Raw genomic sequence first — 24640 nt, 5'->3', positions numbered from 1 at the left:
ATAACTGAAAACAACGTCAACCCGTTCTCTTAGAGGGCGTAAAGCAAGGAACCGCCGTATACCGAACGGTACGTACGGTGGTGTGGGAGGTCGAAACGGGAATTAATCCCGTTTCTCCTACCCGATTACTAACTTTTTAAAAATATACATATATAATGTCTTTATATTCTTTATTCGAACGCCATAGATCGATACTATATCGATTATAGCATTGATATTACATCAAGACTTGATCAACATAACCGCCATGTTTTAAAGATGCTTTACGGGTAGCATAGTTAAATCTAGTTAACCATAAAGTGTCTTCCTGACTATTTGATTAATTTTAGAAAATATATATACTGCCAAAATATTTTACTAATGATAAATAGAAGATTGCTTTTGGGATACTTTTTTGGAATTGGGTTGTCTTTGTTAACATCTTGTAGGAGTGAAGTTGTGAAAGAGAACTTTTCTGCCTTAAGGTATTCCATTGATACGGTGTACATAGATTCAAAAGATGAAATTATTTATTTGAAAATGAGATTGTATACATCTGATTATTCTGATTCTGATGGGATGTATTATAATCTTAATAATGCAGCCAACCAAGTCGAACAAATCAATCTAAATAGCTTGGAGCTTGAAAAAATCATCCCTTTCGAGCAAGAAGGGCCTAATGGCACAGGCTTTTGGACTACTGACCTCAAAGTTACCTCTGATCAGCAGCTTTTTTTAGGGGGAGAGCGTTCTGGAATTTATAGCTTAAGTGGGAAGTTATTGCAAAGCTTTGATTGGTTTGCTATCGAAAAAGAAAATGGGGGACTGTTAGATGAAGAAAGAATAGATTATCAAACAGTGAACCCTAACTATCCGAAGGAGGTTTTTGCTATTGTAATTAATGACAAAACCAATTCAGTTTCACTTAGGCACCTTAATAGTTCTAAAAACTCTATTGTTATCCACAACATTGATCCCAATGATAACTATAGAACCTACACATTAGGTGATTTAAGCAGTTATAACAACTGGGATCCATTACTTTATATTAAAAGTATAAATGATCATGTTATTGTTTCTCATGAGTACGCTAATGATTTTCATGTACTGTATCCACTAAAAGATTCCTTGATTTCAATAGCATACAAATCTGTACTTTTTGAATCAAAAGTTAAACCTACAACTGAGGGAGATTTGAATAACTCCATTGAGGATCGAAAAAAGGCTTTAAAAAGCTATAGGAGTCAAATAGCATATGGTCCATTTGTATTTGACAATAAAAATAAGCTATATATAAGGCTGTCTGCTTCTGTAATATATGGAGAAAAAGATCGTGAAGGGCATTTACTGCCTGAAATTGCCAGCAGCACATTATATATATCGACTTTTGATGAGAATTTCAATCATATGTTAGATCAAGAAATACCTGAACTTAACAAGATAGGACTACCAAAATATTTTACTAAGGATGGAGCGGTGTGGATTTATCAAAATATCGATGATGAATTGAGTTTTGTTCGAATTCAATTTTGACTTTTGGTAAAACTGGTTTCTATGATAGAAGACAAGACCCAATCTATTTAACATAATGTAAATTATATAACTTAATGAAACAATCATTAAAAACTTATGATTCAGTTTTTTCGTCATTATAATTATCCTAACCATCAATTGCCATATCATGAATAGATCATTTCTCTTAATACTTGCCTTGATCATGATCTCAAGTTGTACTTCGACAAGTAGCATCTCTAAACTAAATCACGACAATGAATCCATGGAAATCTACATGGCAAAAATTCCGGATAAAGATTTTCAAGAATTGAGCTTTATCGAAGTTCGTGGTGGTGTTCCTATGAGCCCAAATTCTCTTATGAAATCACTTATTCAAAAAGCTCAAGATGATGGCGCCAATGGTCTTATCAATGTCCGTATGGAAACCAAGGGAAATATGATCCATATTTCAGGCGTTGCAGTAAAATTTCAATGATCAAATTCAAATTTCCTTCAACACGCTGTCAATATTCCTCCAATCTCCCTGTAAAGCATTATCAAGGTACTTATTCCATTTTTCTTGCATTTGAGTATCTCGTCCATGATTGGTTTGGCTGTCATAAAGTTTCTGTAAATGGTTCATCTCTCGGTAAGCATCCAAATAAGCACTATTGACAAGTCCTTCATAGTTTTCAGGATTTAATTCAAGCCCTTCCAACTTTTGTTGCAACCTATCTCCTACAACCTTAGTCACGTCAAAGTGACGCTGCTCATGGTTCAAAGAATAATCATCTTTATTTTTAACCCATGATTGATCTGGTAACATATACACCTTTATGATCAAAGGTAGCACTATAGTTGCATCTTCAACATAAGGTTTGCCTTCCATAGACAAACTTGTAAAAATCAATGCATTATACCTATTTACAGCCTGTGGTTTAGCTGTAAAATCTTGCCAACTTAATCTTCTTTTTGAATTATAAAACACTGTATCAGAACTACTTCTAAGCATAGGTTGATGTAGCTCTAACCTGACTTTATTTGCCAAAGACCTGTTTGTCATGGCTTGGGTATTGATCCACTGATCGAAGTATTTCAAAGCATTATCAGAGGCTTGCTGTATAACATTCTGAATGAGATCTACCCTATTTATAGATCGCTTGTAGCTCATCCCTCCTTCAAAATCTAAGAGATGAACAGGTTCAAAACTACCTTTGACATAGAAGCCAAATTTTATTTTCAATTCCCCTTCTACAATTTGATTTGCCTGCTTTTGTTCATTCAAATCATGAGCTTCTACAATTACTATTATTTTTTGTGTCTGACCACCAGTTGAATTGGTAGAATTTGAAAAATATGCTAACAATTCATTCTCTATAGGATTAGCAAAACGAGCATTGACAGGCTTATTGCCGTCTTGATATACCAATCCAATCTTCTCCCCTTTTGATCGAGCATTTTTTACCTCGACTATTTCATATATGGATGAGTTTATGAGTTGATTTTGAGGTGAAAGTTGAAATAATACTTCTTGCGCTGTTAAATTGAAGACAAAGTGAAAGCACAAAAGCAAAGCAAGGCATGATGATTTGAACATATCAGGAAAACAGCAATCTTAATGTGAAGGTTTCTATCAATGCACCCAGAAAAGTTAAAATACCTTAACGAGGTTTAGAGTTTAACTCGTAACCAAATACGTATCATCCTAAAACCGCAAGATCTTCTTCATAGTCATACTGTAAATCTTCATGAAGCTTGCCAATGAGTGTGCGGATTTTTCCTATTTGAGCATCGTACAAATTTTGGATCACAGGATGTCCATGATACAAGTATCCATATGCTTTCAGATTTTTACAGAAAAAAATGATAAGCTCTATTTGAGCAGAAATATCTTTAGTTAGCTTAAGGTGCTTATTAAGCTTCCTGCGTAGTGCTTGCGCTGCCTTCTTCGCTGTATGAAAATTGCTTGAATTGGATTTCCTAAAATCTTGTTCCAGTTCATCTTGAACCATTTCCACAAAAATCTTAGGATTATCTCTTTCAAATAATTTGAAAAACAAATAAGCCTTATTGTCCCTACTAAACTTACTTAAATCAATGATCAGGTTTGTTAGTTCCTGATCATTGAGGTATGATAATTCTTTCTTGATTTCAGCAAGACTTGGAATTTTCATTTGAATAATTGTTAAACAAGTTTCACACTTATAGCACTAAGTCCCTTAGGTGTTTTTTCGGTTTCAAAAGTAACCTTATCATTTTCTTGGATTTTGTCTAAGCATCCATTGATGTGTACAAAGATACTTTCTTGGGTTTGTTCATCTTTGATGAAGCCATAGCCCTTAGACTCATTGAAAAATGTCACTTTTCCCTTTCTTACACTTGCACCATCATCTTCAGATGCAGCGTATTTTGGAACTCCAATCTCAATACTATCAACATCGATTTCTTCACGCTTTTTTGTCGGATCTGGTGGCGTATCTACAATATTGCCATACTCATCAACATAAGCGATCATATCCTCGAAACCCGATGATTTTTCTTCGGACTTTCTCGCATCTTTACGATCTTGCTTCTCTTGTTTTTTCTTTTGTTTTAACTTTTCCTTCTCTTTCTTATTAAAGGTATCTCTAGATTTTGCCATATGTTACAAAATACTAAGTTTTTTTGAAGAATTCCTATAGTAAGGCAATAAGTATTTATTCAAATTATTCATTTATTCATTTTTGAACAGTAAGTTTACCCTAGGATTCGTTGAATTATGATTGTATCTTATTATAGAATCTTGAAATTATTTGAAATTTGTATCAATTTTTATGAAAGAACTTCAATCTATTGTAAACGCATACTATTCTTATAAATCAACTGGTATCAATTGCGCTTTGGCTACAGTCGTGAAGGTCGAAGGGTCTGCGTATCGTCGACCAGGGGCAAGAATGCTCGTCTCTGAATCAGGTCAGATTACAGGGGCTATTAGTGGTGGCTGCTTGGAAGGTGATGCTTTGAGAAAAGCTCAAGCAGTAATGTTCCAAAGACAATCCATGCTGGCTATATATGATACTACAGATGAAGATGATCAGAAATTTGGAGTGGGTCTTGGTTGCAATGGAATTATTTATGTGCTTTTGGAGCCGTTGGATTACAAAAACCCAAATAACCCTGTACTTTTAATTGAAAAAGCTTTAGAAAAACGGATTTCTTCTAAACTTCTTACCGTTTTTTCGATAACCAATTCGAGATCCGTTCAAATCGGAACAGTACTGCTATCCAGATCTGATAATTTTTCCATGAATGAAGAAAATATCTCTGATTTTGTAATGGATAGCTTATATCAAATACTTAAAATTCATAGTGTTAGCAAATCTACCATAGTATCTTTAAATGAAAATCTGGAGGTTTTCATAGAAGTTATATCCCCTACTGTTCAGGTTGTGTTATTTGGTGCTGGAAATGACACCATCCCTCTTGCCAAAATGATAGATGTATTAGGTTGGAAATTAGTTCTTGTAGACGGTAGAAAGCAATATGCTACTGCTGAAAGGTTTCCCACCGCTGATGAAATCACAGTAGGATCTGCTGAGGATATAGTGGGAAAATTAAATATTGATTCAAATACGGTTGCACTTCTTATGACTCACAATTTTGATTATGAATTAAGGGTTTTGAAACAACTATTACACTATCCTTTACCTTATATTGGTATTTTAGGGCCTCAGAAGAAAACTCAAAAATTGTTTTCATTTTTGACAGAAGAAAATCAAAAGTACCTCGATAGCAATATTTTTGGTCCTGTGGGCTTAAACATTGGTGCAGAAGGAGCTGAAGAAATTGCATTATCAATTTTAGCAGAAATCAAGTCAGTTTTAAACAAAACTGAACCATATTCATTGAGATTAAAATCAGGACCCATTCATGAATGATGAGAATTTCAAAAAAACTGCAATTTTGATCCTAGCAGCTGGGAACTCCTCCAGGCTAGGAAGACCAAAACAGCTTCTCAAAATCAAAGGTGATACGCTTCTAGAAACCTCTTTGAAGGTAGCCAAAAAGAGTAATGCTTCTCACATAGCAGTAGTGCTTGGTGCAAATCAGGAAAAGATACAATCACAAGTTAATTTTTCTGGAGTGGATGTGATAGTAAATAAGTCTTGGCCGGAAGGAATGACTTGCTCCATTCAAGCTGGATTAAATCATTTGATCGATAAATACCATATCAACCTTGTAACTATCATGCTTTGTGACCAGCCATTTGTTTATAGTGAGTTATTAAACAACCTATTGAACATTAAAGCAAAAAATATAGGGGCCTGTAGTTATAATAATACCATAGGAGTTCCTGTAAGTTTTAGCGAAAGATACTTCAAAAGCATAATGGAGCTAAAAAGTAGTGAAGGTGCTAAGAAAATTATTCTTCAGCACCTTCATGATTGTGAAATTTTTAATTTTGACCAAGGGTCAATCGATATAGACACACAAGATGATTATGAGGAATTCATCAAATCCTTAGATGCTTAAAGTTTTCGTACCCAAATATTCCTATAACTTACTAGGTCACCATGATCCTGGAGTACAAAGGGTAGCTCTTCAGCATGTGCTCTGTAGTTTGGTATGCCAATATATTCTGTTGGCCCTTTTAGTTCTACAGCATTTTGTACCAATACACCGTTGTGTACAACTGTCACTTTAGCTGGACTGATTACCATACCGTCTTTGTTGAACCTTGGTGCCGTGAAGAAAATATCGTAAGTATTCCACTCACCAGGAGCTTTCATGGCATTGACAAGTGGTGGAAACTGCTTATAAATACTAGCTGCTTGACCATTTGTGTAAGTTTTGCTCTCATATGAATCCAATACTTGAACTTCATAGTGCCCCATAATGATCACACCAGAATTACCTCTTCCTTGACCTTCACCTTTGATTTCCGTTGGGGAAGACCATTCAATATGAAGCTGCATATCTCCAAAAGCTTCTTTGGTTCTGATATCACCTGTGCGTGGCTTTACAGTCATGACACCATCAGACAAAGTCCATTGTGCTGCCCCACCTTCCGAACGATTACTTTCGAACTGATTCAAATTTGATCCATCAAATAGAACAATGGCATCATCTGGTGCCATATTATTCTCTTGGCCAGGAGTAACTTTTCTGGGAACAGGTTGATAAAACTCAGTAGCTTCTGGTGGAAGTTTTACTTCTTTCTGTTGTGCAAATAGTGAAGTACTACTCATCGCCAAGATAAAAATGGCAGAATGCTTTACAATTGATTTCATTTTTTAAACTAGGTTAGGTTTTTGTTAAGATTTTTTAAAAATAAGGAAACTTTCTAGTTTAACTAGTACCATTTATAATAGACAAGGTTAACATGTACAATTTTGTTTCACTTCATAGCTGAAGTTTATTAATTTTAATCAACCCCATATCCTATTGCTATTTGAAATTTCAGCTTTTAATTTGAAAATATAAATGAGAAAATAAGCTTCCAATTTCATTTTGATAGGACTTGACAACCTGTAAGGCGTTTGAAATGGTAAACAAATCGATTTTTAAATAAAAATTCCGAAATTGCACAAAAAAAGCTTCGTGAATACTTCGGTTTTATTAATTACACCACCATTTACTCAATTAAATACACCCTACCCTGCTACAGCTTATATCAAGGGATTTTTGAATACAATTGAAATAGGTTCTTTTCAATCAGATTTGGGGTTGAATGTTATCTTGAGAATTTTTTCAAAAGCTTGTTTAAAAAGAGTATTTGAAATAGCTAAAAGTAAAAATCTATCTGGCATTTCTCATCAAAGCCGTCGCATTCTAAAATTAGAAAAAGAATACATTCGTACTGTAGATCAGGTTATATCATTTCTGCAGCATAAAAACCCTACTTTAGCTTACAATATTTGTGATGGAGATTTTCTTCCCCAAGGCAATCGGTTTGATCAGCTAGAGGAACTTGACTGGGCATTTGGTTCTATGGGTATCCAAGATAAAGCAAGACATTTCTGTACACTTTATCTAGAGGACTTGGGAGACATGATTCAAGAATTGGTTGATCAAAATTTCGGATTTAGTAGGTATGCAGAAAGACTTGGCAGGTCTGCGGTTCACTTTGATCCCATTGAGGAAAAGTTGACAGGCGAACCTTCATTTATAGATGAGTTAATTTTTCAGGAACTAGATCATGTTTTGAAATCTGTCAATCCTCAAGTTGTATGCATTACTGTACCTTTTCCAGGTAATCTGTATGGTGGCTTGAGATGTGGCCAATACATAAAGAAAAATTATCCTAGAATCAAAATAGTCATGGGAGGTGGCTACCCTAATACAGAATTAAGATCACTTCAGGAACCTCGGGTTTTTCAATATGTAGATTATATTACCCTGGATGATGGTGAGAGACCTTTGGAACTTCTTCTAAATCATATTCAAGACTCATTACCAATAGAAAAACTCAAGCGAACATATGCTTTGACTGAAGGTCAGGTAGTCTATTACAATGGAGCCACACAGCCTGATATACCTTTTAGTAAAACTGGAACTCCTGACTATTCAGATTTATTTTTGACCAAATACCTCTCTGTAATTGAAGTGGTAAACCCCATGCATAGGCTATGGTCAGACGGCAGATGGAATAAACTAACCATGGCCCATGGTTGCTATTGGAAAAAATGTACATTCTGCGATGTATCGCTAGATTACATCAAAAACTATGAGCCCATTTCGGCAAAACTCATTTGTGATAGAATAGAACAAATCATTGAGCAAACAGGCCAAACAGGGTTTCATTTTGTTGATGAAGCTGCTCCACCAGCTTTGATGAGAGAGCTGGCCATAGAAATACTCAAGAGGGAGTTGTCTATCACATGGTGGACCAATATTCGGTTTGAAGAAAGATTTACCTATGATTTATGTAGGCTACTCAAAGCATCTGGCTGTATAGCTGTATCAGGAGGACTGGAAGTAGCGTCAGATAGACTACTCAAACTAATGCAAAAGGGTGTAGATGTTGCACAAGTAGCACGTGTTGCTCGGAATTTTACAGAAACTGGCATCATGGTTCATGCCTACCTAATGTATGGTTTCCCTACTCAATCTGACCAAGAGACGGTAGATAGCCTGGAAATGGTTAGACAATTGTTTCAAAATCAGGTTATCCAATCAGGATTTTGGCATCAGTTTGCGATGACTTCACACGCACCTATCGGCATGAACCCTGAAAAGTATGGCGTTGTAAAAATTGGTCCAAAACAAGGTCTATTTGCAGACAATGACCTGATCCATGATGATCCTACAGGGGCAAATCATGAACGCTATGGAAATGGTCTCAAAAAGGCTTTATTCAATTTCATGCATGGTATATGTTTAGATTTCCCATTACAGAAATGGTTTGATTTCAAGATTCCAAAAACCACTATTTCAAAAAATTACATTTATCAAGCTATCGCATCCCCTGAGCTTTCGATGCCAAAAATGAATTCTAAGATTGTTTGGCTTGGGTCTGTTCCCGAATTATCCAAAATCACTGAGCGCAATCATGATAAAAAGCAAACTTTGCAATTAATGATTGTAGAAAACCTTAGTGGAAGAGTTGAGCTACAACTTTCAAGTCAAATTGCTGAATGGTTGATAAAAACCATTGATGAAATGATGCCAAAGGCAGACCATGAAAGCCTAAGTTTTGAAAAATTCAAACAATCCTATGAAGATCAAGGTTTAGGACAAGTGGAACAACTTGTACATTCTGAACTATGGATTGACCTTATGGATGCTGGAATGGTTATCGTATAAAAATAAAAGTGATATAAAATGAAAAATCCAGCCTAAAAGACTGGATTTTCACTCACTTTAACCACTAACAACCATAAAACAAATCCATTATGCTTTCTGCTATTAAACAGATATAAAGCACGATGAACGATGAAAAACATCAATTTGTTGTAGTCCGTACGGGAATCGAACCCGTGTTTTATCCGTGAAAGGGATACGTCCTAACCCCTAGACGAACGGACCATTATAAATAAAGAAAAAAGGTTAAAAGATTTGTAGTCCGTACGGGAATCGAACCCGTGTTTTATCCGTGAAAGGGATACGTCCTAACCCCTAGACGAACGGACCATTTTTCGAATCGTTTAACCCCTTTTCTCAATGGTGATGCAAATATAGAGGGTTAAATTCACAATCCAAAACCTGACGATAAAATATTTGGTATCTATATCCAAAACCTTGAATACGAGTAGGAAAATTTTTAAGTGTTTTGTTTCTTTCTTTAATCCAAGTCAATTCAAGGGCTTTTTTCCACGCAATTCCAAAATTTTGCTTTTCATTCTCTTTAGACTTTGTTGTGATGGTTTATTACATTTGCATACCCAAATAAAAGATTCAAATGAACAGAAAAAGAGTTGCTGTAAATGGTTGTGGTAGAATTGGAAGATTAGTGATAAAACTTCTTCTAGAGTCTCCAGAAATTGAACTGGTTGCAGTAAATGACCTAGCTGATCCTGCCACCCTTTCACACTTGATTCAATTCGACTCTGTTCATGGCAAGTATCATCAGAAAGTTGGCCTTGTTAATGGAGATTTGATTGTGAATGATAAAATAATCAAAATTTTTGCAGAGAAAAATCCATCTCTTTTACCTTGGAGAGACCTGGATATTGATATAGTTTTAGAGTCTACTGGTCGATTTACCGATTATGAAGGAGCAAGCTTACACCTAGAAGCTGGGGCTAAAAAAGTAATCATCACTGCACCATCAAAGTCAGAAAATGTACCAACAGTAGTACTAGGTGTAAATGACCATATATTGAAAGGGGATGAAGAAATCATCTCCAATGCTTCTTGTACAACAAACTGCCTCGCCCCAATGGTCAAGATTCTAAATGATCATTTTGGCATTATAAAAGGCTATGTTTCTACAGTGCATTCATACACCAACGATCAAAACCTACATGATGCCCCTCACCGGGATTTGAGAAGAGCAAGAGCTGCGGCTTATTCCATAATCCCAACTACCACACATGCGGCTTTGGCAATGGAAATTGTCCTTCCTGAGCTGAAAGGAAAGATCGAAGCTTCGGCAATGCGTGTACCAGTACCTGATGGATCACTTACAGACCTGATTGTACTTTTAGAAAAAGAAGCCACTGCAAGTGAAATCAATGCAGTCTTTGAACTAGCGTCAAAGGGTAAGCTTAAAGGAATTTTAGAATATACGACAGCTCCAATTGTATCTATTGATATTATAGGAAATCCTCATTCCTGTATCATAGATGCAGGATTAACTTCAGCGAAGGGAAATCTAGTCAAGATCGTTGGATGGTATGACAATGAAGCTGGATATTCAAATAGGCTTGTAGATTTGGTACGAAAGTTAAAATAGCTTAAGATTCTGCTTTAAGGTAATCATAAGCATCTTGCCAAGCATCCAAAAAAGATTCAAGATGACTCAAAAACTCACCCTTAAATCCATTTTCTTCTATTACCACCTTTCCTTGTAGTACAATACGCTCTAGTTTTTGCATTTCAAACATGGCTAATGTAGGCTTAACTTTATGCCTAATCTGTTGAATTGCTTCATTATCTTCTTTTTCAGAACCCTCTAGGTACTTATCTCGAAGTTCCAAAAGTGAAGTATGTAATGCTGAAAGAAGCTCACGCTTAAATTCAACATCGCCTTCTGCCATCTCATCTACCCTAGACAGATTGATTGGGTTGTTATTATTCATTTCCTAACCTTTATGCAATACATGTGTACCTGCTATATAACCAGTAGTCCAGGCCGCTTGAAAATTGAAACCACCAGTGATTCCATCTATGTCTAAAACTTCACCAGCGAAATACAATCCACTTACAAGTTTACTCTCCATGGTATCAGGATTCACTTGATCTAATGAAACACCACCAGCAGTCACAAATTCCTCCTTAAAAGTAGTCTTTCCATCAATCGACACAATATAGCAAAAAAGATTCTGTATCAATCTGTTCAATTGCTTTTTTGAAATATTGATCCAAATATCTTCATCTTTAATCTCTGATCTCTCCACAAAATGTTCCCACAACCTACTAGGTAGACCAAATAGTGGGTTTGAATTTATCTTTTTCTTTGGATGCTTGCTCTTGAAATTGATCAAATCAATAAGTAAACTTTCTTCAGTCCACCTACTATCCCATCTTATTTGAGCTTTTGCCTTATAATTTTTTTCTGCAAGCCATTGAGCGCCAAATGCTGATAGCTTAAGTACGGCAGGTCCTGAAATGCCCCAATGCGTAATTAACAATGGGCCTTGGTAAGATAGTTTGGTACCTTCAAGTTTCACAAACGCATCTGACACGCTAATGCCCATAAGTGCTTTGATAGGCTCATGTGGTGTATTGAAAGTAAACAGGGATGGTATTGGTGGTATTATTTTATGTTTAAATTTTTTTAAAAAATCAAAACCTTGAAACTTTGAACTTCCACCTGTACATACTATCAAATGATCAAAATACAAATTATCACCATTTGTATTCGTGATTCTAAATTTCTCATCAATTTTATCTACATCAACCACTCCAAAATGATACTTGATCCTAACATTTTGCAGAGAAGCCTCTTTTTCTAAAGCCTGAATGATAGATTCCGAACTGTCTGATACAGGAAACATACGCCCATCCTGCTCTACTTTCAAGCGTACACCTCTTGACTCGAACCAATTTATAGTATCATTGACGGAGAATTGAACAAAAGATTTTTTTAAAAATTTTTCACCTCTTGGATAGTTTTTGATCAAAAGTCTATTTTCAAAAGCGGCATGGGTCACGTTACACCTGCCGCCACCTGATACGCTAACTTTAGAAAGTGACTTACTCGTTTTTTCAATTATTGTCACATTACCACCTGCTTTAGCAGCATGAATTGCTGCAAAGTAACCTGATGCTCCTGCCCCTATCACTGCTACATCGTTCATTTTGGATATATTTAATCCTAAAATTATTAATTATTTTAAGATATTTTAGGTTGATTTCTGCTGTAAAGGTCGCTATTTTGGCATTAGATAATATAAGTAAGGCGTAAAAATCATTAAAATGAAAATAAACCCAAAGTTTACAATTTTCACTCTCATCATAACATTCTGTATTATAGGATATTACCCACTATGGGGTCAGGTACAACCAACATTGGGAGGTACTTCAAGAATGATGAACAATGCCTTGGCAGAAATGGAAAAAGGGAACTTCGATAAAGCTAATGCTTTTTTTAGACAAATAATTGATTCCAATTTGCCTATTCCTCCTGAAATGCCATACTTTTTTGCTGAAACGCTTTTTGAGTTAAAACAGTACGATAACAGTGCTAATTTTCTTAACAAGTACTTTCAGATTAGTGGCTTGAAGGGAGAAAACTTTGAAAGTGCTAAAGTGCTTGAAACCAAATTGACAGGTCCACTAAATGCCATAAAATCTTGTGAGCTTTGTGATCGAAGAGGTTATAGATTCAAAACTTGTTTTACGTGTGATGGTAGCAAGCAATTAGAGCAAGATTGCACTTATTGCAAAGCAAAGGGTATAGTGGGATGTAATAAATGTATGGGATCGGGATTGGTGACAAAGAAAAATGTCTTTAATATCGTGGAGTACCATGAATGTGACAAGTGTACAGGTGAAGGTAGACTAACATGTCCTACTTGTTCGGGAGAAAAATTAGAACATAGTACTTGCAGGACTTGTAGAGGAGTGGGACACCTGCAGTCAGACCAAATTTGTGATCATGAGCCCCAAGAGCCTAGACACATGTCTTATGTGTTCCAAAAGTTGAAAAGTCATTAATGAGTATTATCTATTCAAAGAATAAAACCGATCACCCTTATTCCTTTTAAAAAAAATGTACATTAAGAAGGGATAATTATTAAATTATACTTAACTGATAATAAATATTTTATATCAGTTTTGTTAAAGTAAAAAAGGGAAGATAATTCTTCCCTTTTTTCATACTTTCAGAATCAAGTTAGTTACAATATTTTGCCAAAACTTCAGAGGCTGCTTCAATATTCAACTTTTCAGCGATTCTTAAATCTTCACATCCTGAGCTTTTCTTATCAGTTGCAATTTTGAGCAAACCACGATTATAGTATGCTTGACCAAAATTATCATCCATCTTTATTGCCGCTCCATATTCCTTTAGGGCTTCATCAGTATTTCCCAGTTGGTGCAGTGCCCTTGCTTTCATAAAATAGGCCATAGCTGGTGCACCTGGTACTTCTACTGCGTATTCGGCATACAGTAAAGCCCTATTGTGATTCTTGTTTTTATGATACAAGCTCGAAAGGCTAAGCATGATTTGAGTATTTTTGCTATCATTTTCTAATGCCAATAAAAAGTCCTTTTCAGCATTGTCAAAATCTCCTATCTCTTCATAAGATCTTCCTCTTTTGTATAAAGCATTAGAATCTTTTGGTTTTGTAGACAATACATTATCGTATGCTTTTATAGCTTCTTCAAACTTTCCTGCATTGTAATAAGCGTCTCCATCATTGCTGGTTTCTCCGCAGCTTACCATTGCAAATACTAATAATACTAATCCTAACTTTTTAATTGATATACTCATTTTACTTGTTTTAATATTTTGCCATTTAAAAGATTAAACAGCAACATTGTTTTCTCTCAAAGCATCATTAAGAGAAGTCTTTAGATCCGTAGAAGCTTTTCTCTGACCAATGATCAATGCACAAGGAACTTGAAATTCTCCAGCTGCAAATTTCTTGGTCAAAGAACCTGGTATAACGACAGACCTTGGTGGTACATATCCTTTATATTCTACAGGTTCAGCTCCAGTTACATCTATGATCTTAGAACTTGCTGTCAAAGTCACCCCAGCTCCTATCACAGCTTCTTTTCCGATCCTCACTCCTTCTACGATGATGGCTCTAGACCCTATGAAGGCACCATCTTCTACGATTACTGGCGCTGCTTGTACAGGCTCTAATACTCCTCCGATACCAACTCCACCGCTCAAATGTACATCTTTACCTATCTGCGCACATGAACCCACTGTAGCCCAAGTATCAACCATTGTGCCACTGTCTACATAGGCACCAATATTTACGTATGAAGGCATCATAACTACTCCAGAAGCCAAATATGCACCATAGCGAGCCACTGCATGAGGCACTACCCTTACACCCTGCTTGGCATAGTTGGTCTTCAATGCCATCTTGTCGTGAAACTCAAACGGTCCTACTTCAATGGTATGCATTTTCTGAATTGGAAAATATAGAATTACAGCTTTCTTTACCCAGTCATTGACTTTCCAAGATCCATCCTCCAAAGGTTCTGCAACGCGAAGTTTCCCAGAATCCAAATCTGATATCACTGACTTGATTGCAATCTCTACATCTTTTTCTTTAAGCATTTCTCGGTTGTCCCAAGCTTTTTCAATTATCGTCTGTAAGTCCATATTTATTGATTAGTTTCGTTTTATTAAATTTTATGTTAAAATTGACGTCATGTCAGCATCTGAAAGAACAAAGATTGTCATCGCCTCTACCCTAAAACCACTCAAAGATGCAAGGGCATATTATCGCTTTGCGCTTTCATTGCGTGAAACAAATAAATACGACATTAACATCATAGGTTTTTTGAATAAAAATGAACAAGATGAGCAAAATGTTACATTTCATTCAATCTTCCAAAGTGATAGATCCAATTTTAAGAGGCTGTCTTTAGGCTTTAAGTTCCTGAAATTGCTTTTGAAATTGAAGCCTCAAGTGATGATAGTGACTACTTTTGAGCTCTTGCCTGCTGCTGTATTTTTTAAAATTATCAAGAATGTCAAGCTAATCTATGATGTCCAAGAAAACTATGCATTGAATGTAAAATATAGTGTTGTAAATAGTAAAGTCTTTAAAACCATTGGCAACTACTTCATCAAGCTAATTGAAGGATGTTCAAATAGATTCATTGATGAGTACATCTTTGCAGAGAAATGTTATGCCAAAGAGTTTCCTACAATAGATAACTATACTATACTAGAAAATAAATTCCCTAAAGAAAAACAAGATTTTGTACCTGTCAAATTTGAGCTTGGTAGCTCATTGACCTTTTTAATTACTGGTACACTTACACCATTGTATGGTACTTTGGAAGCAATACATTGGTTCAAGGCTCTTTTAGAAGTCAATCCAAGCCATCAATTACTAATAAAAGGACATGTCCCAATTGAATCATTTTTGAATATCCTCAAAAATGAAGTAAGGTCTATCAAACAAATCCGACTTTTACTTAGCTCAACCCCGCTTCCTTTTTCGGAAATATTGAACGCCTATAATGAAACGGATATTGTTCTTTTACCCTATCAGCAACTGCCAAATATAAGTCCGAAATTTCCAAGCAAATTGTTTGAATGTTTAGCCTTGGGCAAAGTTTTCTTAGCAAGCCCAAATGATGATTGGAAGAAAGTAGCCAACAGTTATCAGGCTGGATTCTGTATAGACTTTTCGAATAATGATGATATCAACCAAATCCTGGATTTAATATATTCCACTAACTTTTATGAAAATGGCATGGATGATTTTCCTTTGTGGACTATGAATGATTCACGCAAATTAGAAAGTTTAATCGAACAATAGGAATTTTTTATCTTTTCAGGCAACATTACTTCGGAGGTCAACCTTTGCATATTTTCAACGCTGCATTTTCTATTCACACCGTTTTTATCTCAACCTATTCTAACTTCTTGTTTTAACTTTTGATACCAAGGTGATTATAATTTTGAATCACACTAGGCACTCAGACAAAGATATTTTATCAAAAAGTTATCCACTGACACCTCTTTTTGAAAACCAATTTTCACCTTTTGGAAACTCTGAAGATTGTCAAAATCAAACAACTAAATAAATGTGTTAATCATTATAAATCCTTATATATTAAGATATTATACTTATTTTAAGCTAAGCATAAATAAATATTTAGCCATAGCTAAAACCTAATGAACATCAAAAATAGACTTATCCACACTCGATTTAGACATGTTTAAATAAATTTTTAGATACAACAAAATATCATATATTTGTAACAAAATAAATATCACTGACATGAAGCTAAGCTTTGCAGAAGAGAACTATATCAAGACAATCTATCAGCTAACTGATGCAGGAAAAAAGGGGGTATCAACAAACGACATCTCTGCTTCTATGAAACTCAAACCAGCATCTGTAAGTGACATGCTTCGTAAGCTAGGCGATAAAGGTGTGATTGATTATAGAAAATATTATGGTGTTCATATTACAGAAGAAGGTAAAAAATATGCCCTATCTACTATCAGAAAACAAAGACTATGGGAAGTTTTCTTGGTAGAAAAACTACGCTTTTCATGGGATGAGGTTGTAGATGTTGCAGACGAACTAGAGCATATCCAGTCTACTGTTTTGATTCGTAGACTAGATGAATATTTGGGTTTTCCTAAATTCGATCCACATGGGGATCCTATTCCAGATGAGTATGGAGATGTACGTGTCAGACCTAGGGTTTCATTGAATGAAATAGACCTCAATGCTACTGGACAAATTGTAGCTGTTAAGGATAGTAGTGCAGCATTTCTTCGCTATTTGGATAAAGTGGGAGCATATATAGGTGCACGCATCAAAGTGATTGAAAAAGTAGAGTTTGATGGATCAATTGAAATATTGATTGATAATAAAAAGACAATTTTCATGTCCAAAGATGTGGCTGGAAATATCTTAATAATGGTATAAAAAAGAATAAGAAATGGATAAACAAATATTAATGGATTTAGTCACTAAGACTATGCCTTTTGGGAAATACAAGGGTCGACTACTCTGTGATATCCCAGAGCACTATTTGGTATGGATGCATGGGCAAGGATTTCCTGAAGGTAAACTTGGCATGTGGCTCAACACACTTTACGAAATCAGGCTAAATGGCCTTGAAGACATTTTGATTCAGCTTAAAAAATTGAAACACACCTAATCAGTTTTCCTCTTGATAACATAGTTTTTTATAGGACTTTGCATCACAGCCTTCACAATTTTACCATTTTCATAGTAGAATTTATTTTTGTTACCATTTACAGAGATTTCATAATGATCTTTCATCTTGGTGATTTTGGCTGGGAGACCAAAATTTTCTGCTAATGAACTTTCAACATCAATAGGTTCTTCAAAAAACAATTTGGAAGAACTAAATAAAAACGGTTCATAAAAAGTCGTATCGTTTTCAAATTGATAGCTGGTAGCTTTTACGATATACTTATCATCCACCCATTGGATCAATGAGTAAAAATCACCCTTATTACTTTTTGTTTTTGAATTAGCTTTCATAAGTTGCTTCTCAACAAACTCTGACTTAATAGAATAATTCAGATTAACTCTTCCAAAAAACCAAAAACTCACGTCACATTTTAGATCGTACAATTCCTTTTTTTTACTCACTTCTCTATAAGCCTTCATCTCCCCTATCGATATTCCGGCTACAGTGATTTCAAAATCTATAGTCTCTTCTTGGCCAAAACCACATGTTGCTTGTAAGATAGCTATAAATACTGTCAGACTAAGTTTTAGACTCCAATGAGTCTTGTATTCTGATTTTGTTGAATGGTGTTTAAGTATCATAATGGGTTATAATAGGTTTATTGAAATCTATAATTATGGATTATTGATTCAACAAGTAATATAATCTAAACGATTGATTATTACTAAGATTCTAAAAGCTACTTCTATCGAACAACTGTTATTATTAAAAAAACAGAACCATATATTGTTTAATAAATGATATTGAGATTGAATCACTTGAAGAATTTTTTTGTTGTGTGTTCGCTTAATTTATTAGAATGTAAAAAATAAAGTATTACATTCAATTCTTGTATGGTTCTAATTTTGATTTAAAGTTTACTTAATTTCAAGCTATTGTTCACTTTACAAATTGAAGAAACTTACTCATTAAAAATATAATATGCCAGTATATAGTATCATTGTTGGTTCTGGAAAGTATATCCCAGAATTAATTCAAAAAAACGAAAATTTTTACAACAGGAGATTTGTCAATGAAAAGGGATTGAAAATTGAAAAGCCTGTTGAGGATATAGTCCGTAAGTTTCAAGAGATTACTGATATTGAAGAAAGACGCTATCTAAGTCCAGAATTGAACACATCTGATATGGCCTATTTTGCCGCAAAGGAGGCTTTAGAAACGTCCAAAATTGACCCTGAAACTTTAGACTATATCATCGTGGCACATAATTTCGGAGATATTTTGCACAATAATATCAAGTCTGATATGGTGCCTACCCTAGCATCAAGAGTGAAGCATAAGCTTCAAATTGCCAATTCGGATTGCGTTGCATATGATCTTCCTTTTGGTTGTCCCGGTTGGGTGCAAGGAGTGATTCAAGCAAATTACTTCATCAAGTCTGGAGATGCAAAAAGGGTATTGATAATAGGATCAGAAAACCTTTCCCGAATAGCAGACCCTCATGATATTGACAGCATGATATACTCTGATGGTGCTGGCGCGGTCATATTAGAAGCAATAGTAAGTGAAAAACCTGTGGGCATCTTATGCCATAAAACCCGTACAGACACCTTGAATGAAGCTCATTTTTTAAAAATGGATATTTCTTACCATCCAGAGTTTGAGGACAACACATTGTTTATGAAAATGAATGGTAGAAAGCTTTACGAATATGCACTCAATACAGTTCCCACTTTAGTTAAAGAAACGATTGACAAGTCTGGAGTAGCGCTTTCTAAAATCAAAAAAGTTTTAATTCACCAAGCTAATGCTAAAATGGATGAAGCTATCTTACAGAGGCTTTTTAAATTGTATGGTGAAAAGCTTCAAGATTCTTCAGCTATCATGCCAATGACTATCTCAAAGCTTGGCAACAATTCTGTGGCTACGGTTCCTATCTTATATGATATGATTATGAAGGGTGAATTGACAGGTCATCAAATTGAATCAGGAGACCATATTGTTTTTACTTCAGTAGGTGCTGGTATGAATATCAACGCTTTTGTATATCTTGTTCCTTAAGTAATTGGTTATTAAATTTATTTTTTAAATTTAAAAAGATAGAATTGTCAATTAACCTTAATAGCTGTGAAAATACTCGTAATTGATATTGGTGGATCGAATGTAAAAGTAAGGGTGAACAATGGTGAGGAAAGAAGGAAAATTCCATCTGGTAATTTTATGACCCCGGATTTTATGGTGAAGGAAGTGGTAAGAGAAACGGCTGATTGGGATTATGAAGTGATTTCAATTGGATATCCTGGGGTTATCAAAAATGGTAAAATTACTTCAGAGCCTGCAAATCTTGGCGGAGGCTGGCGTAATTTTGACTTTGAGTCAGCTTTCGATAAACCCGTCAAAATCATGAATGATGCAGCCATGCAAGCATTAGGGTCTTTTGAAAATGGGGTGATGCTTTTCTTGGGACTAGGAACAGGATTAGGTTCTGCATTGGTAAGTCATGGCCATGTTGTGCCTATGGAGTTGGCGCACCTTTCTTACAAAAAAGGTGTTTTTGAAGATTATGTAGGTAAAAAAGGTTTCAAAAGGCTGGGTTTGTCCAAATGGAATAAGCATGTAAATTATATTGTACGCCGATTTGATGCTGCCTTCAATCCAGATGAGATCGTTTTGGGTGGTGGTAATTCCAAGCACTTAAGCAAAGTTCCTGATAAGTGTAGGCTAGGAAATAACCACATGGCTTATGAAGGTGGCTTGAGAATGTGGGAAAAAAATCAATAAACATTTATAGTATTGAGGTGACTTAAGATCATCATTTCAGACATATAAACTTGATAAAATGTGGCCACCCACTTTCAAAAAATTATTAAATATCTATTGATTCTTTCTCACCTTTATAGAAAAAGAATCTATAGATATTTGATTTTCAAAATTTGTGACCCCGAATATATTTTCCACATAAGTTTCGAAACAAAAAAAAATCGATATCATTATCTTGGTATCTCTGGTCTATTCATTCTGAAATTAGGGGCTGATATGGAATGAAGGAATGCAATGATTTGCTCCTTTTCTTCCTGGCTTAGGTTCAATTTAACCAGCGTGTGAGAAGTAACAGGAAAATTTGGATCATATTCTGAGCCTGGTCTTGGCTTTGGTCTAGCCATTCCATTGTCATACATTTGCAGTATGCCCATGATGTCATTGAAAAAACCATTGTGCATCCATGGCCCTGTAAACATCACATCTCTCAAAGATGGTGTCTTAAATTTTCCTATATCCGCTGGATTCTCAGTGAAATCAAATCTGCCTAAGTCCTCAAACTTACCACCATAGAAATGAAGACCTAAATTGTGAAATTTATTATCTGTAAAAAAGGGACCACTATGACAATTGATACAGCGAGCCTTTGTACGGAACAAATGCATTCCTTGTATGGCTTCATCAGTCATTGCGTTCTTATTACCTTTCATGAAATTGTCAAAATCACTATTTCTACTAGTCAATGAGCGCTGAAAGTAAGCCAGAGCAGTAGAAAGTCTTTCAGTTGAAATTTCATCATCACCAAAAGCTTCAATAAAATATTTATTATAACCTTCTATCTTGGATAGTTTTGTGGGAAGAAAATTAACTTTTTGATGCATTTCAATAGGGTCTTCTACAGGCATGAGTGCTTGTTCTTCAAGATTTGCAGCTCTCCCATCCCAAAAAAGTGGCTCTGTCTGCCAAATGTTATTCAGACCAGGCGAATTTCTTTTGCCTAATTGATGATTGTGCCCCACTGATTGAGACCTTCCATTGGACCACCCTAGCTCCGGATCATGACATGTAGCACAACTGATTTGGTTTGAAGAGGAAAGCCTAGGATCAAAAAATAAAACTTTCCCTAGTTCTATAATTGGTTTGAGAGAATCCACGTTTCTAAAAGGGTTTTCTGGCATCAAACCAATTTCTCTAAATTCTATATCCTCATCTACATTTGGCGCTGGCCAATTTTCTGAGGATTGAGAATAAATTTCCCTCAATTCTTCAGCTGTGTAATGATGATTTACTTGAATCCAAGCAATACTGGTTAGTAATACAAAACTTGAAAAAACAACTAAAAGACGGTCATTCATTTTAATTATATTTGGGCTTTTTGATTAGTGGATAAAGTATAAACTAATACCTAATGAGTTTCTTTGATTTCCTCTCGAAAGGAAGTATCCAGATAAATGCGACTGAGAATTCTGGCTGGTAACTAAATCCGCATATACCGAAGGGTTTAATTCAATTTTTTTGAACTTTATTTTAGCAGTTATTTCAGGAATAATTTCAACAAAATCAATACTAAAATAATCGATGTTTGGAATGAAAACACTGTTACTAACTATATTGATCTGACTCTGTAAAATATTGACATCTTTCAATATATTCATTCGGTAGTTTCCTTTAAGACTCGGTAGCAATTGAACTTTTTCATTTATAGAAATGGGCAACTGAAAGCCTGCTCCAAAATTCATATTGGAAATTTGGTAGGCATGAGAGGCATTGAAGTCTCTTTCTGCTAAATTATTGACACCAAAATCAGCTAAAATGGAGAAGGATTTTATGTTTTTAAATTCGTGTAGTATCTTCAAATAATACCCCAAATTATCCCGCTGATAATTATTCCCCGCAAATATATTATTGAAATCAGACCCATAGTTTTGGAAGGTTTCAGCGTTTAACTGGATGATGCGAGAGGAATTTGAAAACTGCGCAAAGAACTTGTTACTTATAATCTCTTGGTCAAAAATGCCTATCTCCTCGAAGATTCTTTGAGAACCATCTATTCCTAATCTTACAAAGCTTTTACTGTTTAGTGTATAATTAAATTCATTACTAAGAATCCATTGAGACTTTTGAAAGTAGTATGCCAAAGAGTATCCAAATCCCTCTTCTCCAAGTTCATAAGTAGGTCTTCTTAGTAAATTAAAACTGGCACCTCCCATCATGGTATAGAGGTTATATTCAGTTCTTCCAAAACTATCATTGCTAAGGTTGAAATTTGAAATATTTCCCCTTTCCATGGCACGTCTAAGATTTCCACCAACAGCAATTTGATGACCAGGAATAAATTGATAAGCAATTTGTATTTTTGGATTGATATAGAAGTAATTAATCAATGGTCTAGGATCACTTCCTCGGCTATGTGTTTGAAGTGAATAATCTACCCCTAAACCTAGTGCTAACTTTTCGTCGAAGAAATATCTACTCGCATTGACATAGGAATCAAAAACATCATTTCGCCAATTGCCTTTCTTGATGTTACTAAAGTAGTATGGAGTAGAAAATACATCTCTGGTCTGCTTCCACCCTATGCTATCTTGACGCTGATTTTGATACTCAAACCTCCCTTCTATCATCCAACTCTTGACAGCTCTGTTTCCCATGGATGAAAAACCATAGGTCCTACTAGTTTCTGGCATCTGAACAGTATGAAAATCACCATCTATCTTGCTCCAAAAGACACCACTATATCCAAACTCAGCTCCAACAAGAGAAGATCTGAGCGGAAGATGTGCTATGTTTTCAATATAATTCTGCATACTCTTCAACAGAAACTTCTCTTTCAAAGAGTCTGATTGACTGAGAGCTATATTGATATAGAGTATGGTGGTGCAGAGGAGAATAATTTTTTTCATATTTAAAGACTGGACCTAACTAGAAGGAAACAAGAATCATAGAAATTGAGGGAAGAAGGTTCTTCCCTCAATTTTCATTTTTTTTTAATCAAGAAATCCTCTTGGATTAGCTTTTTTTGCTCCGAAATCATTCTCAGAGTTGTTAGAATCCTTCAATACTTTTCTATCACCAAATGAGTTTGCAGTCAGTCTGATACCAGCTTCTGATGACCATGCACCACCAGGCACATAGAAAAAACCAGCGTCAATATCATTAGGAAGCATTTTAGGAACTTGATTGGTCGGGGAAGGCTGACCCTCTACTCCATCTATCACCAATGATTTAGGTACCTGATGTCTTAGAACAGTATTATTTCCAATCGTTGTTGTATTAGGAGTAGGATATCTTGGGAATGTTCTTATGTCAACATCACTTTGTATCAGGACTATTGCTTCGCGTCCATTATTATCAAGGATCAAATCGGTACCCATCCACAGTATGTTTAGCATATTTGGAACATTTGGATTATCCAGGTCTGATGCCAAAGGCTGAGGAACGTCATTACCCAAATAAACTTCAAAATCTGCACCACTTAGATCTACTGTCAAATCAGGATTGTTTACAGAAATAGTAGTTCCATTGTTCCCTGTGAAAGGAGCTTTGTGATTCAGGGCAGTGCTGGCTAGAACTACACTTTCACCAGCCTGAACTGGATATTGCTGTCCTGTACCAGGGAATTGGAAAAGCCATTTTGCATATACATAGTCATTGTTTGGGTCTCCAGTAGCTGACATCCCCACTGATTTTGACCAATCCCACTGACCATTTGAAAGTGTAAAGTCAGCAGGTGTATTGGAAGTTCTGCCGGCGATACCCATGATATACAAACCATCCATGTACTGCACTTCCGTAGAATTATTAAAAATCTCAATAAATTGATCTCTAAACTGAGCACCATCTACCCGATCAGATCCAGCGACATAAACTTGTTTGATGACTAAGCTTCCTAATCTTCCAGAAATCAGCTCTATTACAAATGAAGACGCATTGGTATTGATTTGAACAGCGGTCATATTGGCATTGAATACAACTTCATCTCCCTCGGGAAGATATCCAGCAAAACTAAAGAATGCTTCTGAACTCATCGTAATCGTTCCAGTGATATCATATAAGCCACTTGGAACTGCCTCTAACACCAAAGTTCCATCAGCACCAGTCACTCCTTCGAATACTTGCTGTGAAGTAGTATTTCTAATACTTACAGCAACCGATGAAGCTGGTATATTATCAAAATCATTGCTATAAGTCGTTTGTATAGTCACATCAGTTGGCTCCACTCGGGGTGTATCATCACGCTCGCTACATGCGATAGCAATTAGAATGAGTCCTAAAAAGGAAATTTTAGATAAGAATTGCTTCATAATTTATTTGTTTAAGTGTAACTACTCAGGTTTTAATTTAGCTATATGATTTAGATTTTCTAAGATATTTCCCGAACGTTTGATCAGGGTATCCACGACGGATCTTATAACACAGAAGTTTTCAGCTCCATTGTTGGATTTGA

24 protein-coding genes and 2 tRNA genes are annotated in these 24640 nt (G+C 35.4%); 12 read left to right on the top strand and 14 right to left on the bottom strand.

Annotated elements, in window-relative coordinates; all coding sequences use genetic code 11:
- Positions 1-360: 360 nt before the first annotated feature.
- Positions 361-1512: a DUF4221 family protein gene (locus tag MM239_RS17875; RefSeq protein ID WP_241349612.1), complete on the top strand. Its 1152-nt coding sequence runs from the start codon at positions 361-363 to the stop codon at positions 1510-1512.
- Positions 1513-1660: 148 nt separating this feature from the next.
- Positions 1661-1969 (top strand): hypothetical protein, encoded by a 309-nt coding sequence (locus MM239_RS17870; protein WP_241349611.1) that lies wholly within the window; start codon positions 1661-1663, stop codon positions 1967-1969.
- A gap of 6 nt (positions 1970-1975) precedes the next feature.
- On the opposite strand, the gene MM239_RS17865 is transcribed toward MM239_RS17870, so the two are convergent.
- The 3 genes from MM239_RS17865 to MM239_RS17855 form a co-directional block, all read right to left on the bottom strand.
- Positions 1976-3070, bottom strand: a complete 1095-nt coding sequence (locus tag MM239_RS17865) for a hypothetical protein (protein WP_241349610.1) — start codon at positions 3068-3070, stop codon at positions 1976-1978.
- 103 nt (positions 3071-3173) lie between these two features.
- Complete coding sequence (locus MM239_RS17860; RefSeq protein WP_241349609.1) at positions 3174-3647, bottom strand: hypothetical protein; 474 nt, start codon at positions 3645-3647, stop codon at positions 3174-3176.
- 11 nt (positions 3648-3658) lie between these two features.
- Positions 3659-4114, bottom strand: coding sequence for a cold-shock protein (locus MM239_RS17855; protein ID WP_241349608.1), 456 nt, complete (start codon positions 4112-4114; stop codon positions 3659-3661).
- A gap of 172 nt (positions 4115-4286) precedes the next feature.
- Between MM239_RS17855 and MM239_RS17850 the strand changes: the two genes are divergently transcribed.
- Positions 4287-5390 carry an XdhC family protein gene (locus tag MM239_RS17850; RefSeq protein ID WP_241349607.1) on the top strand — a complete coding sequence of 368 codons (1104 nt, stop codon included), beginning with the start codon at positions 4287-4289 and terminating at the stop codon, positions 5388-5390.
- Entirely contained in the window at positions 5383-5985 is a 603-nt protein-coding gene (locus MM239_RS17845; protein ID WP_241349606.1) for a nucleotidyltransferase family protein, read from the top strand. The genes MM239_RS17850 and MM239_RS17845 overlap by 8 nt, the downstream gene beginning before the upstream one ends.
- On the opposite strand, the gene MM239_RS17840 is transcribed toward MM239_RS17845, so the two are convergent.
- Positions 5982-6743, bottom strand: a complete 762-nt coding sequence (locus MM239_RS17840) for a 3-keto-disaccharide hydrolase (protein WP_241349605.1) — start codon at positions 6741-6743, stop codon at positions 5982-5984. The genes MM239_RS17845 and MM239_RS17840 overlap by 4 nt on opposite strands.
- A 310-nt stretch (positions 6744-7053) precedes the next feature.
- On the opposite strand from MM239_RS17840, the gene MM239_RS17835 reads away from it, so the two are divergent.
- Positions 7054-9258 (top strand): B12-binding domain-containing radical SAM protein, encoded by a 2205-nt coding sequence (locus MM239_RS17835; protein ID WP_241349604.1) that lies wholly within the window; start codon positions 7054-7056, stop codon positions 9256-9258.
- Between the two features lie 150 nt (positions 9259-9408).
- Here MM239_RS17835 and MM239_RS17830 read toward each other — a convergent pair.
- A tRNA-Glu gene (locus MM239_RS17830) sits at positions 9409-9480 on the bottom strand.
- A gap of 33 nt (positions 9481-9513) precedes the next feature.
- Positions 9514-9585: transfer RNA gene (locus MM239_RS17825), tRNA-Glu, on the bottom strand.
- 268 nt (positions 9586-9853) lie between these two features.
- Here MM239_RS17825 and gap point away from each other — a divergent pair.
- A complete protein-coding gene (gene gap, locus MM239_RS17820; RefSeq protein WP_241349603.1) occupies positions 9854-10849 on the top strand; it encodes a type I glyceraldehyde-3-phosphate dehydrogenase in 996 nt (331 codons plus the stop codon).
- A gap of 1 nt (position 10850) precedes the next feature.
- On the opposite strand, the gene MM239_RS17815 is transcribed toward gap, so the two are convergent.
- Positions 10851-11195, bottom strand: coding sequence for a hypothetical protein (locus MM239_RS17815; protein WP_241349602.1), 345 nt, complete (start codon positions 11193-11195; stop codon positions 10851-10853).
- Between the two features lie 3 nt (positions 11196-11198).
- Entirely contained in the window at positions 11199-12416 is a 1218-nt protein-coding gene (locus MM239_RS17810; protein ID WP_241349601.1) for a BaiN/RdsA family NAD(P)/FAD-dependent oxidoreductase, read from the bottom strand.
- Positions 12417-12534: 118 nt separating this feature from the next.
- On the opposite strand from MM239_RS17810, the gene MM239_RS17805 reads away from it, so the two are divergent.
- Entirely contained in the window at positions 12535-13275 is a 741-nt protein-coding gene (locus tag MM239_RS17805; protein ID WP_241349600.1) for a molecular chaperone DnaJ, read from the top strand.
- Between the two features lie 178 nt (positions 13276-13453).
- On the opposite strand, the gene MM239_RS17800 is transcribed toward MM239_RS17805, so the two are convergent.
- Complete coding sequence (locus tag MM239_RS17800; RefSeq protein ID WP_241349599.1) at positions 13454-14053, bottom strand: tetratricopeptide repeat protein; 600 nt, start codon at positions 14051-14053, stop codon at positions 13454-13456.
- Between the two features lie 33 nt (positions 14054-14086).
- The gene (locus tag MM239_RS17795; RefSeq protein WP_241349598.1) at positions 14087-14902 is read right to left on the bottom strand and encodes a 2,3,4,5-tetrahydropyridine-2,6-dicarboxylate N-succinyltransferase; all 816 of its coding nucleotides are present in this window, start codon (positions 14900-14902) and stop codon (positions 14087-14089) included.
- Positions 14903-14951: 49 nt separating this feature from the next.
- On the opposite strand from MM239_RS17795, the gene MM239_RS17790 reads away from it, so the two are divergent.
- The 3 genes from MM239_RS17790 to MM239_RS17780 all read left to right on the top strand — a co-directional run bounded on the left by MM239_RS17790 (position 14952) and on the right by MM239_RS17780 (position 17433).
- Positions 14952-16073 carry a glycosyltransferase gene (locus tag MM239_RS17790; RefSeq protein WP_241349597.1) on the top strand — a complete coding sequence of 374 codons (1122 nt, stop codon included), beginning with the start codon at positions 14952-14954 and terminating at the stop codon, positions 16071-16073.
- Positions 16074-16538: 465 nt separating this feature from the next.
- Positions 16539-17198, top strand: a complete 660-nt coding sequence (locus tag MM239_RS17785) for a metal-dependent transcriptional regulator (RefSeq protein ID WP_241349596.1) — start codon at positions 16539-16541, stop codon at positions 17196-17198.
- A 13-nt stretch (positions 17199-17211) separates the two neighbouring features.
- Entirely contained in the window at positions 17212-17433 is a 222-nt protein-coding gene (locus MM239_RS17780) for a DUF3820 family protein (RefSeq protein WP_241349595.1), read from the top strand.
- Here MM239_RS17780 and MM239_RS17775 read toward each other — a convergent pair.
- The gene (locus MM239_RS17775; RefSeq protein ID WP_241349594.1) at positions 17430-18074 is read right to left on the bottom strand and encodes a DUF6134 family protein; all 645 of its coding nucleotides are present in this window, start codon (positions 18072-18074) and stop codon (positions 17430-17432) included. The genes MM239_RS17780 and MM239_RS17775 overlap by 4 nt on opposite strands.
- A gap of 340 nt (positions 18075-18414) precedes the next feature.
- Between MM239_RS17775 and MM239_RS17770 the strand changes: the two genes are divergently transcribed.
- Together MM239_RS17770 and MM239_RS17765 are read left to right on the top strand one after the other, a co-directional pair.
- Positions 18415-19494, top strand: coding sequence for a 3-oxoacyl-ACP synthase III family protein (locus MM239_RS17770; protein WP_241349593.1), 1080 nt, complete (start codon positions 18415-18417; stop codon positions 19492-19494).
- A gap of 66 nt (positions 19495-19560) precedes the next feature.
- The gene (locus tag MM239_RS17765; protein WP_241349592.1) at positions 19561-20214 is read left to right on the top strand and encodes an ROK family protein; all 654 of its coding nucleotides are present in this window, start codon (positions 19561-19563) and stop codon (positions 20212-20214) included.
- 209 nt (positions 20215-20423) lie between these two features.
- Here MM239_RS17765 and MM239_RS17760 read toward each other — a convergent pair whose 3' ends face one another.
- The 3 genes from MM239_RS17760 to MM239_RS17750 all read right to left on the bottom strand — a co-directional run bounded on the left by MM239_RS17760 (position 20424) and on the right by MM239_RS17750 (position 24497).
- On the bottom strand, positions 20424-21548 hold the full coding sequence (locus MM239_RS17760) for a cytochrome-c peroxidase (RefSeq protein WP_241349591.1): 1125 nt from the start codon (positions 21546-21548) through the stop codon (positions 20424-20426).
- Between the two features lie 24 nt (positions 21549-21572).
- Complete coding sequence (locus tag MM239_RS17755; protein WP_241349590.1) at positions 21573-23096, bottom strand: DUF6850 family outer membrane beta-barrel protein; 1524 nt, start codon at positions 23094-23096, stop codon at positions 21573-21575.
- Between the two features lie 84 nt (positions 23097-23180).
- Entirely contained in the window at positions 23181-24497 is a 1317-nt protein-coding gene (locus tag MM239_RS17750; RefSeq protein WP_241349589.1) for a DUF4876 domain-containing protein, read from the bottom strand.
- Positions 24498-24640 lie beyond the last annotated feature (143 nt).

The sequence above is a fragment of the Belliella filtrata genome (genome assembly GCF_022549775.1).
In the GTDB taxonomy this organism is placed as follows: domain Bacteria; phylum Bacteroidota; class Bacteroidia; order Cytophagales; family Cyclobacteriaceae; genus Belliella; species Belliella filtrata.
This window is presented reverse-complemented; position numbering and strand designations above follow the sequence as displayed.

Bases quoted from the DNA above. Each gene is read 5' to 3' on its own strand.
- MM239_RS17875 (WP_241349612.1), top strand. From the start codon at position 361: ATGATAAATAGAAGATTGCTTTTGGGATACTTTTTTGGAATTGGGTTG.
- MM239_RS17870 (WP_241349611.1), top strand. From the start codon at position 1,661: ATGAATAGATCATTTCTCTTAATACTTGCCTTGATCATGATCTCAAGT.
- MM239_RS17865 (WP_241349610.1), bottom strand. From the start codon at position 3,070: ATGTTCAAATCATCATGCCTTGCTTTGCTTTTGTGCTTTCACTTTGTC.
- MM239_RS17860 (WP_241349609.1), bottom strand. From the start codon at position 3,647: ATGAAAATTCCAAGTCTTGCTGAAATCAAGAAAGAATTATCATACCTC.
- MM239_RS17855 (WP_241349608.1), bottom strand. From the start codon at position 4,114: ATGGCAAAATCTAGAGATACCTTTAATAAGAAAGAGAAGGAAAAGTTA.
- MM239_RS17850 (WP_241349607.1), top strand. From the start codon at position 4,287: ATGAAAGAACTTCAATCTATTGTAAACGCATACTATTCTTATAAATCA.
- MM239_RS17845 (WP_241349606.1), top strand. From the start codon at position 5,383: ATGAATGATGAGAATTTCAAAAAAACTGCAATTTTGATCCTAGCAGCT.
- MM239_RS17840 (WP_241349605.1), bottom strand. From the start codon at position 6,743: ATGAAATCAATTGTAAAGCATTCTGCCATTTTTATCTTGGCGATGAGT.
- gap (WP_241349603.1), top strand. From the start codon at position 9,854: ATGAACAGAAAAAGAGTTGCTGTAAATGGTTGTGGTAGAATTGGAAGA.
- MM239_RS17815 (WP_241349602.1), bottom strand. From the start codon at position 11,195: ATGAATAATAACAACCCAATCAATCTGTCTAGGGTAGATGAGATGGCA.
- MM239_RS17810 (WP_241349601.1), bottom strand. From the start codon at position 12,416: ATGAACGATGTAGCAGTGATAGGGGCAGGAGCATCAGGTTACTTTGCA.
- MM239_RS17805 (WP_241349600.1), top strand. From the start codon at position 12,535: ATGAAAATAAACCCAAAGTTTACAATTTTCACTCTCATCATAACATTC.
- MM239_RS17800 (WP_241349599.1), bottom strand. From the start codon at position 14,053: ATGAGTATATCAATTAAAAAGTTAGGATTAGTATTATTAGTATTTGCA.
- MM239_RS17795 (WP_241349598.1), bottom strand. From the start codon at position 14,902: ATGGACTTACAGACGATAATTGAAAAAGCTTGGGACAACCGAGAAATG.
- MM239_RS17790 (WP_241349597.1), top strand. From the start codon at position 14,952: ATGTCAGCATCTGAAAGAACAAAGATTGTCATCGCCTCTACCCTAAAA.
- MM239_RS17785 (WP_241349596.1), top strand. From the start codon at position 16,539: ATGAAGCTAAGCTTTGCAGAAGAGAACTATATCAAGACAATCTATCAG.
- MM239_RS17780 (WP_241349595.1), top strand. From the start codon at position 17,212: ATGGATAAACAAATATTAATGGATTTAGTCACTAAGACTATGCCTTTT.
- MM239_RS17775 (WP_241349594.1), bottom strand. From the start codon at position 18,074: ATGATACTTAAACACCATTCAACAAAATCAGAATACAAGACTCATTGG.
- MM239_RS17770 (WP_241349593.1), top strand. From the start codon at position 18,415: ATGCCAGTATATAGTATCATTGTTGGTTCTGGAAAGTATATCCCAGAA.
- MM239_RS17760 (WP_241349591.1), bottom strand. From the start codon at position 21,548: ATGAATGACCGTCTTTTAGTTGTTTTTTCAAGTTTTGTATTACTAACC.
- MM239_RS17755 (WP_241349590.1), bottom strand. From the start codon at position 23,096: ATGAAAAAAATTATTCTCCTCTGCACCACCATACTCTATATCAATATA.
- MM239_RS17750 (WP_241349589.1), bottom strand. From the start codon at position 24,497: ATGAAGCAATTCTTATCTAAAATTTCCTTTTTAGGACTCATTCTAATT.